This is a genomic window from Wolbachia endosymbiont (group B) of Protocalliphora azurea (genome assembly GCF_947251865.1).
Taxonomy (GTDB): domain Bacteria; phylum Pseudomonadota; class Alphaproteobacteria; order Rickettsiales; family Anaplasmataceae; genus Wolbachia.
This window is the reverse complement of the sequence record NZ_OX366394.1, coordinates 960,911-973,288: the sequence shown is the minus strand read 5'-3', so window position 1 is coordinate 973,288 and position 12,378 is coordinate 960,911. Positions and strand designations below refer to the sequence as shown.

11 protein-coding genes and 3 pseudogenes are annotated in these 12,378 nt (G+C 33.5%); 10 read left to right on the top strand and 4 right to left on the bottom strand.

What is annotated here, in order from left to right:
- Positions 1–24 precede the first annotated feature (24 nt).
- The 4 genes and pseudogenes from OPR35_RS04595 to OPR35_RS04580 form a co-directional block, all read left to right on the top strand.
- Complete coding sequence (locus OPR35_RS04595; RefSeq protein ID WP_265024739.1) at positions 25–330, top strand: head-tail joining protein; 306 nt, start codon at positions 25–27, stop codon at positions 328–330.
- A gap of 1 nt (position 331) precedes the next feature.
- Positions 332–832: a phage tail protein gene (locus tag OPR35_RS04590; RefSeq protein ID WP_265024738.1), complete on the top strand. Its 501-nt coding sequence runs from the start codon at positions 332–334 to the stop codon at positions 830–832.
- Positions 829–1,302, top strand: coding sequence for a hypothetical protein (locus tag OPR35_RS04585; RefSeq protein WP_265024737.1), 474 nt, complete (start codon positions 829–831; stop codon positions 1,300–1,302). The genes OPR35_RS04590 and OPR35_RS04585 overlap by 4 nt, the downstream gene beginning before the upstream one ends.
- Positions 1,289–1,468, top strand: a pseudogene (locus OPR35_RS04580) (phage baseplate assembly protein V); the annotation flags it as partial. The gene OPR35_RS04585 and the pseudogene OPR35_RS04580, both read left to right, overlap by 14 nt.
- A 33-nt stretch (positions 1,469–1,501) precedes the next feature.
- Here the strand turns inward: OPR35_RS04580 and OPR35_RS04575 are convergent.
- Positions 1,502–2,734, bottom strand: a complete 1,233-nt coding sequence (locus OPR35_RS04575; protein ID WP_265024688.1) for an IS256 family transposase — start codon at positions 2,732–2,734, stop codon at positions 1,502–1,504.
- 70 nt (positions 2,735–2,804) lie between these two features.
- On the opposite strand from OPR35_RS04575, the pseudogene OPR35_RS04570 reads away from it, so the two are divergent.
- A pseudogene (locus OPR35_RS04570) lies at positions 2,805–2,918 on the top strand (phage baseplate assembly protein V); the annotation flags it as partial.
- Positions 2,919–2,968: 50 nt separating this feature from the next.
- On the opposite strand, the pseudogene tnpA reads toward OPR35_RS04570, so the two are convergent.
- Positions 2,969–3,387 (bottom strand): annotated as a pseudogene (gene tnpA / locus OPR35_RS04565) (IS200/IS605 family transposase).
- Positions 3,388–3,777: 390 nt separating this feature from the next.
- Here tnpA and OPR35_RS04560 point away from each other — a divergent pair.
- From OPR35_RS04560 to OPR35_RS04545, 4 genes are all read left to right on the top strand, one after another.
- Positions 3,778–4,527, top strand: a complete 750-nt coding sequence (locus OPR35_RS04560; protein ID WP_265024736.1) for a hypothetical protein — start codon at positions 3,778–3,780, stop codon at positions 4,525–4,527.
- Positions 4,528–4,701: 174 nt separating this feature from the next.
- The gene (locus OPR35_RS04555; protein ID WP_007302848.1) at positions 4,702–5,505 is read left to right on the top strand and encodes a hypothetical protein; all 804 of its coding nucleotides are present in this window, start codon (positions 4,702–4,704) and stop codon (positions 5,503–5,505) included.
- A 100-nt stretch (positions 5,506–5,605) separates the two neighbouring features.
- Complete coding sequence (locus OPR35_RS04550; RefSeq protein WP_265024735.1) at positions 5,606–6,766, top strand: porin; 1,161 nt, start codon at positions 5,606–5,608, stop codon at positions 6,764–6,766.
- 273 nt (positions 6,767–7,039) lie between these two features.
- Positions 7,040–8,380 (top strand): DNA recombination protein RmuC, encoded by a 1,341-nt coding sequence (locus OPR35_RS04545; protein WP_007302846.1) that lies wholly within the window; start codon positions 7,040–7,042, stop codon positions 8,378–8,380.
- A gap of 32 nt (positions 8,381–8,412) precedes the next feature.
- Here OPR35_RS04545 and OPR35_RS04540 read toward each other — a convergent pair whose 3' ends face one another.
- Entirely contained in the window at positions 8,413–9,519 is a 1,107-nt protein-coding gene (locus OPR35_RS04540; RefSeq protein WP_012482049.1) for a D-alanyl-D-alanine carboxypeptidase family protein, read from the bottom strand.
- 687 nt (positions 9,520–10,206) lie between these two features.
- On the opposite strand from OPR35_RS04540, the gene radC reads away from it, so the two are divergent.
- On the top strand, positions 10,207–10,887 hold the full coding sequence (radC, locus tag OPR35_RS04535; RefSeq protein ID WP_019078756.1) for a RadC family protein: 681 nt from the start codon (positions 10,207–10,209) through the stop codon (positions 10,885–10,887).
- Between the two features lie 214 nt (positions 10,888–11,101).
- Here the strand turns inward: radC and OPR35_RS04530 are convergent, their stop codons facing one another.
- Positions 11,102–12,343: a hypothetical protein gene (locus OPR35_RS04530; protein WP_007302893.1), complete on the bottom strand. Its 1,242-nt coding sequence runs from the start codon at positions 12,341–12,343 to the stop codon at positions 11,102–11,104.
- Positions 12,344–12,378 lie beyond the last annotated feature (35 nt).

Genomic DNA, 12,378 nt, shown 5'->3' with positions numbered 1-12,378 from the left:
AAGGTTAGTATATCAAAAAGAAATATGCAAGAGAATATTAAGCGATTATTAGAAGATTGTTTTGCCCATTTAGGAGAAGTGGCTTTGTATAAATCAAAGGATAACTCATACATGGTACAAGTATTAAAGCAACAGCCAGATAAATTATACGAGATTGGTGAAGGACAATTTGTGGAAGAAACTTTAGCGTTAGAAGTAAGTGCGTTTGATGTGTTAAAGCCAATAGTAGGAGATGTTTTTGTTATAGGTGATCGAAGATATAAAGTACACTCACCGCCACTTAGAGACAAGTCTGGAATGGTCTGGCGAATCGAAGCGTCTGGGGTGTAAAATGTCTATTCATATAGAAGTTGAGGTAATAGAAAGTGTAAATGCTAAAAGAAGAAAAGTAGAATTAGCAACGGTAAAGGCATTAAACAAAACGGCACTATGGTTAAAAGCGCAAGCAGCTAAGGAAATCAGTGAGGAAAAGAGAATAAAATTAAGTTTGATAAGAAAGAGATTAAGGATTTTTAAGGCAAAAACTAACAGATTAGAAGTGTTAATTAGAGCAAATCTCTATGACATTAGAGCATCGACAATTGGCAAAATACAAAAAACAAGAAGAGGATCGAAAGTAGGAAAGCATGAGTTTATAGGAGGATTTGCAGCAGTTATGCCAAAAGGAAATAGCGGTATGTTTAAACGTGAAGGAAGAGCAGCATTGCCAATAAAGGAAGTTAAATTGCCATTGGAACCTGAAGCATCAAGGATCATAGGGAATCTTGTTAATTATGAGGTTGAGAAAGTGTTTACAAAATTTTTTGAACGTGAATTGAGCTATAAAGGATGAATTTGAAAGATTTACATGATAAAATTTGTACCACGCTGAAGAGAGAAATATCAGCAATTCAAACTTGTGAAATTTATCCATCGATAAGAAAAGAATTATTAGCGCCAGCGTTATTTGTAGAGTTTGTGAGTTTAGAATCGGGAAAAGATCCTGGAACAGAGGAATTAGCGCTGAAAGCAAGATTTGAAGCACGAATAGTGATTGATAGCACAATAGAAAATGCCCCTATTATTGTCAGAACATTCGCTGCTGAGGTTGCAAGAGTAGTGAACAAGAATACCTGGGAAAAGAATGTATCTCCGGCTGAATTTCTTTCTGCAGAGCCTGATGGATTTAGACCCGAATTAGATGCATATTTGGTGTGGATGGTTGATTGGAGTCATCAGCTTCATTTAGGTAAATCAGTATGGGAAGAGGGGAAAATCAAACCACATAAAATAGCAGTGGGAGAAATGCATGTTAGAAAATAATTTTGCCATTGCAGAGTTACAGAGAAAAGTAGCTAATATCATTCGTATAGGAGTTGTAAAAGAAGTAGATTGTGAAAAAGCAAAAGTAAGAGTGAAAATAGGAGATATTGTAACAGATTATCTGCCATGGATAACAAGTAAAGCAGGAAAAGATAGAGATTGGTCGGGAACGTTCAAAAAAGTGTGTCAAGCCGCATTTTTAGTTCAACTCAATTTTCAATCTATCTGGAAAGAAAATATCAAGTTGAGACATAGTTAAAGCCCAATTAGGGAGAGCCATAATCCACCTTTGCTCTACCTTTTTTATAGCACAATATACCTGTTTGTACAAGGCATTTGTACTAGTAAATGAACCCTTAGTTTTAGTAAATTTCCTGATTTGTCTATGCAACCCCTCAATTGGATTAGTGGTGTAAATCAGCTTCCTAACTGGCCCAGAATACTTAAAATAACTGGATAAGTTTTCCCAATTGTTCTGCCAGGATTTTATAACTAAAGGATACTTTTCTCCCCATTTTTCTTCCAGCTCAAGCAGATAATTCTCAGCAATTTCTTTACTTGAAGCACGATATATTTTTTTCAGATCATTCATGAAAACTTTTACATCTTTACTGGATACATATTTCAGAGAATTTCTTATTTGGTGTACTATACATAGCTGCACTTCTGCACTGGGAAATACACTGTTGATGGCTGCAGGAAAGCTTTTTAGCCCATCTACACATGCAATCAGAATATCTTCTACTCCTCTTTCTTTGAGGTCATTTAAAACTCCCAACCAGAAGTTAGCTCCCTCACTTTCAGCCAGATAAAAACCTAATACTTCTTTTCTGCCATTTTGATTTATACCCAATATATTATACATGCATTTACTTACGCAATGTCCGTCCTCCTTGACCTTAAAAAACATGCCATCCATGAACACTATTGGATACACTGATTGCAATGGACGGCTGCGCCATTCATTGATTATTGGTAGCAGTTTATCAGTAATATTGGATATCTCTGCTGCTGATATTTTATGGTCATATATTTCCTCAACGTGTGAAGCTATGTCTCTGTATCCCATGCCACTGGCGTATGTACTTAAGACCTTTGCTTCAAGTTCTGGATGTAGGCTTGTTTGCCTTTTTTTGACTATTTGCGGTTCAAAGCTTCCTTCTCTGTCTCTTGGTGTTAATAGTTCAAATGAGCCTGAACTTGTACGTAAAGTTTTTGCATTCCTTCCATTTCTTCGGTTATTTTCTTCACTTTTAGCTGACATGTGGCTTTCTATTTCACCTTCCAGACTTGCCTCTAGCAGCCTTTTTATAAACGGTGTTAATGCTCCATCTCTTCCTGTCAATGGTCTTCCTTCTCGTATAGATGACAGGATATTTGTTTCTAATTCTTTATAATCTACCAAACCAGTAGTTCTATTTGCTTGACTCATATCAAACCTCCATTTTTTATATCAATTTATTACTTTTTTTTCGGTTTGACACACTTTTTTGAACATTCCCGATTGGTCTCCGCCAGATATTGATGAGCAAGTAGTTATACTTTCCCCGCTGGGAGAATTATCTTTAGGAGTAGTACTTCCTGGAATATATCAACAAAAGTATTCTGCACCAGAAATTCAACCACTATGGATTAAAATCCAAAGATTGAGAGAGAGCATAGAATGCTAACTTTCGACTTGAAAGTCACCAAATTTATCTTCTTTTTTAGAGTGATTTTCAATATAATTTTTTATCATTTCGTCAGTTACATTTCCGCTAGTCCTGACAAAGTAGCCTACTGCCCACAACCCAGTATCTCTTTTTTAGCTCTGGAAAGTTTTGCTGGATTTTTCTGGAACTTTTTCCTTTTATTAACTGCACTAACTTACTAATACTTAAGTATGGGGGTACAGAAACGTATACGTGTACATGACTTGACGCAACTCTACCTCTGATAATTTCTACTTGATTATTTGCACATACTTCTTGTACAACTTCTTTAGCTTTCTTTCCAATATCTCCAACTAGTACTGGATATCGATATTTTGTTATCCACACTATGTGATATATATACAGAGTGACTGCTTTTTCTATAATATTCCACATTCTTTCAGATTTTTCACCTTAAAATTATATTCTTAAAAGGATGGACTTCAAGTCCAGGGTTTTTCTCCCAAATTTGGGACAATAAAAGAAGAGAATCCAAAGACTTTCTACCACTGGACATTAGGGTTAGGTCAAAAGGCTGAATAATGGAAGCTGTATAAATCGAGAGATTTACGTACAGTTTTGCGAGAGACTGACTGGGGAAGTTCCGCCGGTCTACTCTCCAAGATTTCACTTAATTCTACCAAGAGAAGCAGTACCTAATTCTTTCGCTTTGAATCTTTTATCTTTGCTTAGTAAGGGAAATGAGCTGGCTTTACCTATTATATTAAAATACCTTTCTTGCAGAACTGTATTTAAAGATTTTGGTCAAAAACTACAGGCTAAAATGGATCAAGATATAAAAGAACAAAACGATTCTAAAATTTCTCAGGAGATTGAGTTATGCAAAAAAGACATTTTAAATCTTCTCAATGGTGGTAAATCAGTATTAGACGTTCAATTGAAGCAGCGGTATAAAAAATACTATTCGTTAATAGATAATGAGATTGAAGAGTTAAAGACTCAAATTTTAAAAGAACTAGAAGATTATATTAGCAATACTAACGTTAATAAAATGTATCGAAGCCTTAATAATAAAAAGAAAAACGAAAAATCATTAAAAGAAGTAGCGTTAGGATCTTGTTCATTGTGTGGAATTTGCTTGTTAATATTTTTTTCACTTGGTTTTTTTATTTTTTTAGCAACAACCATTGACCCACCTGCTCATATGAGTATGTATAAAGTAAAGGTTTTTAGGTGTATAGGAGCTTCACCTTTAGTTTTTGCATCATTAGCACTCACAGTAGCAGGTGTAGCTTACTTAACAAGTTGTTATCTAAATCATAGTTTTACAAAAGAAATACAAGACTATATAGAGCAACCAGTAAAATGTATGGATAAAGCAACTAATAATAAAGAATCAGACAATTTTCCTTCTGACAATTATGAAAAAGTACAACCTTCAGCACCGCTTGAGGAACTACTACCTTCATACGAGGAATCGTGTTCATCACCACCGTCATACGAAGAATCGTGTCACAGTAGTTTAGGTTATATTCAACCATCTAATCCAATACAGCAAAATCAGTTGTTGTGATGAAGGTATTAAAGAAAACAAGCAAAATTACATTTGTAATTTTGCTTCCTTTATCATCACTTAGAAATAGCTGGTTATGTTATGCTTGCCTATACTTGATTAAGTATATCAATAGGTAAATAAATCTTAATACAACTTTATTATACTGGTAAATACATTTTATAGAATGAAAGCATGGAAGATTTTATAACGGCAAGAAGGAAAGATGATGCTGTGATATCTGTTTCTCAGGATAATGAGAAAAAAAACGTGTTAATCTTGGGACTCAATCAAGCAGCAAGGAATTTATTAAAATGTGAAGAAGGGAATTTACTTAATAAGCCGTTAATCAATATTTTAAGTGCAAGAGCAGCTGAAGATATGAAAAGCTATTTGGAGTATACTGAAGATGGGCGCGATTTGCCCGATATATTGCCAAAAGTGATAGGCTTTTCTTTAATCGACGCTAAAGGAGAAGATATAAAAACAAAGGTAAAAGTTTTTCGCACAACGCAATTTACTAATAGCAAGATTAATTATGAGCTATTGATACGTGACATTAGCCTGTTTCATAAGCTAGCAATGTTTAGGGATAAATATCTGATGGGTAAGAAATATAGAAAACACAACTTGTTTGATATACCAGACAATGATTCAACGATTTTGGAGTTATATGTCATATTGAATTTTGCCTTTGAATATCAAATTAATGCAGTTATAGGAATAATAGGTTTAAACAGCAGTTGTAATAAGGAAAATGATACACTAAAAATTATCATAGAACATTTTTATAAAAATTGCCGTAGTGATGATTTTTTAGGATGTATTGATGAGAATAAGGTACTTTTTATTTTGATGAACTGTGATGCAAATAACACATCTAAAATAGTTAATCGTATACATTCTTCCATTAACAAGCAGTTATTAAAGCGAAAACTATCAAGCATATCAATTATTTATGGAAATATAATTCAAAAACATAGTGTGAAGAATGCTTAAACGCTTTTGTCATTAATTGGTTTGTAGTATCTAAGTTCTACACAATATAAGGATTGTTTTTTATTTCTGTTAAGCTTATATTAAGAATTTAAGCTTACCTATGAGGTTACTAATCACACTATTTTTATCATTACTTGTGGGAGGAAGTGCTAACGCTAGGGTAATTCTGGATAAGGAGATGTTTTATGTAGAACTAGATGGAAAAGTAGATTTAAGATTTGGCTACGCTTTCAATAAAGATTCTTTTAGCTCTACAAAAGACAAGACCTCAAGCTATTCAGACCTGCGCTTTCTTTATTTGCAGCAAGTTTATCCAAATACACAACTGGGGTTTAATGTTAAGGTAGGAGTTTCTGGTATTGCAAACTTAAAGGCACTAGACATAGAAAAGTTAGAAATGGAGAAGTGGTATTTTATCATAAAGAACCAGGAATTTGGATCAATTGAATATGGTAAAGGAAGTTTAGTTAGTCAGAGTATGTTAATTAACACTTCAAAAATTTACACAGCTGCCGGAGGAATAAATGGTCATTGGACAAATTACTCAAATTTGCACGGTAATGAAAAAAAAGATAATGATCCTGGGTATGATAAAGATGAGGTATTTTGGGTAAAACCCAATATTTACAGCGACTATAATGGACTAGAGCTGAAGTTAAAACAACCAACGATAAACTATATTTCTCCTGAAATCTATAACTTTCAACTTGGACTCAGTTATGTTCCAGGAAAAAATAATTTGCAATATAACAATCTAATAGCCGCTGGTCTTTCCTATAAAAATGGCTTATCAGATGAAATAAATTTTACTACTGCTTTTACTGGTGAGTTTGCAAGAGAAAATTTAACTGATTGCTCGGATGGTACTTCTGAAAATTATAAATGCCGTAATCAATTGCTACACTGGAATTTTGGCTTGAAGCTAAAACTTTTTGAACTTGATTGCATTTTTTCGTACGGTAATGGCGGTAAATCTGGTGAGAAACGTAGTCCTGAAACAAGTAATATGAATTATATAAATGCAGGTGTTGCTTATCATTCTGATTCTCGTAAAGTGAGCTTAACATATTTTAGTAGTAGCAGGGATATTGTAGGCAAAGGTACAAACGAATTAACATCACAGGCTTTCAGTCTTGAATATCCATTAGCTCTTGGCACTTCATACTACTTCGATATTGTAAAATTTAGTACCAAAGAACCTGAAATCGAAAGTAATAACTCCGGGTATGTGCTTTTGGCTGGGCTGAAGCTAAGTTTTTAATGAAATAACCGGTTTGTAAGTGTTGTAATGTGGTAAATAGTAAGCAATGAGAGTAAAATCGAGTTGTTAATATATGTGCTATTTGATATGATAAAAATAACTATTATATAAGATTTTTAATAAAAAGACATTATGTCACTAATCCAAGTGTAGGCGATTATTAATTAGTAAACCAAATCCTTCACAAAAGAGTACCTCATTTGATTCTCTTTTTTCTTTTTTATATATAGAAAAATTAGATAGTATTGTGAGTGCGGTTTTTTCTGTATTCTGATGCTTCTCAATTCTATAGTTCTCGGGTTAAATTTTCTTTTTTTACTGTTATTTCTCTTTTTCGTCGTAAAAAAGAATAGAAAGCTAAGTGAGGAGAAAGCAAATCTTGAACTTAAATTAGAGCGTGAGCTTCAAGAGGCAAAGCGAACTTTACTGAATAAGGATGAAGAGATAGTTGGGTTGAAAGTCAAAAAAGCAGAGCTTGAAGTAATTCTACAAAAAGAGCGTGAGGAAAAGAAAAAGGAAATAGAATTACTAACAAAAGCAGAGGAGAGGCTTACAAACACTTTTAAAGCTCTCTCTCTTGATGCTTTGCAGGTAAACAACAATAATTTTCTGAATTTAGCGAAGGAAGTAATCGATAGTAAGCTAAAAGAAACAGAAAGTGATTTCAAAAAAAGGCAAGCAACGATCAACGAAGTTGTCACTCCAATAAAAGAAAAGTTAGAAAAATTCGATAGTGAAATACGTGACCTAGAGAAGGAGAGGGTAGGGGCCTATGAAGGTTTAAGGGAGCAAATTGGAGCATTAATGAGTCAAACTTCTAGCCTTGCTAACGCCCTGAGGAAGCCTCACATTAGGGGAAAATGGGGTGAAATGCAGCTAAAAAGAGTAGTAGAAATGGCGGGAATGATTGAATATTGCGATTTTTTGACTCAAGCTTCAGTAATTGATAAAAATGAGGACAATTTGTTGCGTCCTGATTTGATAATAAAAATGCCATCAGGAAAGCAAATAATAATAGATGCTAAAGTACCACTTGATTCTTACATGGATGCTATGTCGCAAAATGATTTACAGATACAAAAGGAAAAATTGAAGAATCATTCTCTGGCAATAAAAAAACATATAAATGATCTAGGCAGAAAGGAATATTGGAACCAATTTGAAAATACGCCAGAGCTTGTGGTACTTTTTTTAACAGGAGAAGGGGTTTTCAGTGCAGCACTAGAATGTGAACCAGCTTTGATAGAAATTGGAATAGAAAAAAAAGTAATTATTGCAACACCAATCACTTTAATCGCGCTACTTAGGGCAGTAGCCTATGGATGGAAGCAAGAGATGATAGCTGAAAATGCAAAGAAAATAAGTGAACTAGGCCATATTTTATATGAGCGAATCTGCACAATGGGCGAAAATTTTGATAATTTACGCAGAAGCTTAAAAAGTGCTGTTGATCATTACAATAAAACTGCTGGTTCGCTTGAGGCAAGAGTGTTTCCTGCTGCCCGAGAATTCAATAAGCTTGGTATACATGCAAAAAATAAAGAACTCACTGCTGCAAAAGAGTTGGAATCTTTACCACGCAGTTTACATGCTGAGAGGTTGAAAGTAGATTAGTATTTCAGGTCTCCTTAACTTACATTTGCTGATTAAAACAACTTTCTAAAAATTTTTTTTATATAGCTCAATTTCTGCACATCATTTGCTGTATAAACAGGTATAGTTTGTTGCTCAGTACCAGGTATTTCTACAAAAATTTTGCCCACTTCTTGACCTTTTTTAATTGGTGCGGGTACCATATCTTTATACTCAATACGCACTTTAATTTTATCATGTAATCTGCGGTTATAAGTTATGGTAACATCGTTTGCAACTGTAACGGGCACCTTTTTATCTTTTCCATAAACAATATTTATTTCTTCAACTACGCTATCCTTAGCAAATATTTTCTTGGTATTAAAATGATTTAAGGAATATTGTATTAGTCTTTTTGCTTCCTCTATTCGCTCTTTCTCGGTGTCCAAACCATTCACAACAGCAAAAATTCTCCTATCGTTCCGTTTTGCAGATACTATAATTCCATAACCACCAGCACTTGTATGACCTGTCTTTAGACCATCAACTCCAATATCATGGAAAAGTAAAAGATTTTTATTTTTTTGTACAATATCGTTATATGTCAAATATTGTTCAGAGAATAGATCATAGTATTCAGGAAAATCAGTAAAAATCCTTTTTGCCAGTGTTACCAAGTCTTTTGCGCTCATAAAATGGTTTTCATCTGGCCACCCGCTTGAGTTAACAAAATGACTATCATTAAGATTTAAATCTTGTGCAACTTCATTCATTTCAGCAACAAAATTCTCTTCTGATCCTGCGATACCCTCGGCTAGCGCTATGCATGCATCATTACCTGAGGCAATTGTAATTCCTTCAAGTAGTTCTTTTACCGTAACAAATTGACCTTCTTTCAAAAACATAGAAGAGCCTTTCCTTTCCCATGCTTTTCTACTTACTCGAAATTTATCTTCCATTTTTATTATTCCAGCTTTTAGATAGTCAAAAGCTACATATAAAGTCATTAACTTACTCATTGAAGATGGGGCCATTTTTTCCCTGGAATTGTGTTCAAAAATGAACGAGTCTGAAGCTAAATCTAAGACAATTGCTTGCTTTGCTTTGGTTCTAAACTGATATGAGTATGAGTAAAAAGGAAATATAAAAATTAATAGCAAAGTTACTAATTTGCTTAACATATTTATAATTTTAAATTTATAGTGTACTAATTAATAGTATGATTTTGCACGAGCATTTCAATAGATCTCTCGCATAAAACTTCCTTGACAAACTGCGCCAGCCCCCTTATTATGACAATAAGAGTATTTATCCTTGTTTTCGATCCGCGCGGGTTCAACAACAAAAATTCAGTAAAAAACTCAGATATTTATTGGCAAATTACATAAAAATTATAGCGGCTGCATGTCTTTTTTATTTTTTCTACATTCAGCCAAAACGCGCTTATTTTAAGCGTTAGCACATTATTACAGCGCCAATTTACATTATTATAGGGTCAAAACTCGTTACACGGGGATTTTTTTGCCTTTTTTTTTCGCTTGGTAAATTTCTTAACATTTACAGCTAAAGCTTCAGGCCAGCACTTGATACTGGAAATTTTTTGAGCACAAAAGTTATGCTAGGTTTTTGTTGGTAAGAAACCAGTGTCAAGCACTGGGATGACATAGAAGGAGCACTGGGATGATATATAGAAGGGACACTGGGATGAGGCTACTTGAATGACAAGAAGGAGGGAGCAGGGGATGACAAGAGAGGGGCTACTTTCATTTGCTGTCTTCAAAAATTTACAATTATGCTTCATGTGTTTTATTAAATATTTTACTTAAAAATTCAATTTCTTATTATAAGAGATAAGCAATTCATGAATAATGAAAGATTACAAAAAAGGTCATAGAAAGCGCCTAAGAGAGAGAATTATTTTAGATAACGGACAATCATTGCTTGATTATGAGATTTTAGAACACATTTTATATTCAGCATATAGTAGAATCGATGTAAAGCCAGTAGCAAAGAGTTTGATAGAAAATTTGGGCAGTTTAAATAAAGTTTTTAATGCCGATTTAGAAGCACTGCAAAATATTGAAGGAGTTAATAATGCAGCCATATCTGCTATCTTTTGTGTGAAACAGGCTTTTGTTCGTTCTGCACGAGAAGAAATAAAGGACCTACCTATAATCAATAACTGGGAAAATTTGCTTGATTATTTAAAAGTAAGTATAGGAAGCCTTAATAAAGAAAATTTTCGCGTCATCTATATGAATAAAAGATATCGTCTAATAGCGGAAGATCTGCAGAACTTTGGTACAGTAGATCAAACTCCTATTTACGTTAGAGAGATCATAAGACGCGCTCTTTTGATTGGCTCAACATCGATTGTAATATCCCACAATCACCCAAGTGGAGATATACAGCCTTCAAGTAGCGATATGTTTCTCACTAGACAGCTTGCAGAAGCTTGCAAAAGCATAGGAATAGAATTAATAGATCATATTATTATCACATTTAGTAGCTATTTTAGTTTCAAGGAAAATAGGCTTTTATTAGAGTAGATCTAAAATTGCTTTTGCCATTTTTCTTATTATGAAAGTAAAGCTATACATGAGGTGGTTGCCAGTGGAACAAAAATTTTCCTTCTGGAAGACAATGTGTGATTTAGGTAGTGGCAAATTGAAAGAAATACATGGTATTTGCCACTATTAGAAATCTCCTATTTTGATAAGACTTATGAGGTCTTTATTGGTTTTTTGAATTTTGTTGAAGCACTCACATGCTTACTCTAATATTTTGTTCACAGAGCCTAGTTAGCTCAATTTCAACGTTGATTTGTGAAGCTCTGAGTTCTGTTAGGGGATTTTCTGGTTGAATATCTAGCTTATTCTGTATGTTCGATAAACAAATTAAAGCCGAATCAAAAATTTCATCATACTGCTCTGCTTCATGCACACAATTGATTATTTCCTTAAATTTTTCCACATCTTGCGGCGTATCTTTTAATATTGCTCTTATTTGGTTTAGGTTTTGACGAATTTTTTCCTGATATCCAGCAATTCTCTCTTGATATATATCAATCATTTTTTGACATGAGGTGCCTCTAAATGGGTGTTCTGCTTTTTCCTTTATGTAGGAGCTCTGAAAATTTTTGCAACTAAGGACTGCTTCTCTACATTTTTTTATGTCACTAATTATACTGGTTATTGACTTACTTGCTTTCTCATGTTCTTCTTTTTTGATTATACATTCATCCTTTGTTTGGCTCATTTTATCATACAGATTTCTGCATTCTTTATATGATACCAGCGGTTGTAGTATTCCTTCCTCTACACCTTTATTATAAAAATTCTTCAACTCATCGCTTGATAGTATTCGTATAGCATCTTCCCTTTTACCTTGTGATTTAGGATACTTTTTGTTCAGTGAACTAATATAATTTAATAGGAAACTCTTAGTTAAATCTTCCTTTTTAACTTCTGATAATTTTTCTAGTGTTTCTATATATTTCAAAGTTTCCGCAAAAAGCTGTGCACCAGATGTAGCAAATCCTGGCAGTGGTTTGCTCTGCGCCTTATAAAAATCGGTTTGTAAAAAATCTTCGGCTTGTTTTTTTATTACTGAAAGTTCATTGAAGGCTTTTTCTGGATTGATTTTTTTTAAAATACTAGTAGCTTTTTTAATCGCTCTTTCTCTCTTTTTATTATCTTGTTTTTCGTTTAAGATTAAGCTTTCAGCTTCAGTAAAAGCATTGCCTTGGGCACTTTTGGCAATATTACAAACAACGTTTTTTACAACTTGCTTAGTTGCTACATAATCTATTTCCTTTGTAAAGCAATCAATAAATAGCTGCCAAATTTTTTTGTTAACGGACTTACTTGTCTTATGTTCTAAATCTTCTACATCTTTGAATCCTAAAATAGTATAGAGATTTTTTTCAATTATTGGTTCAGCATGTTGTTTTGCCACTTTACCTTTTATATTGAATAGAAATTCACTAATCTTAGTTGTGCCCATAATATTACCTCACAATATTAATGTTATATAATATA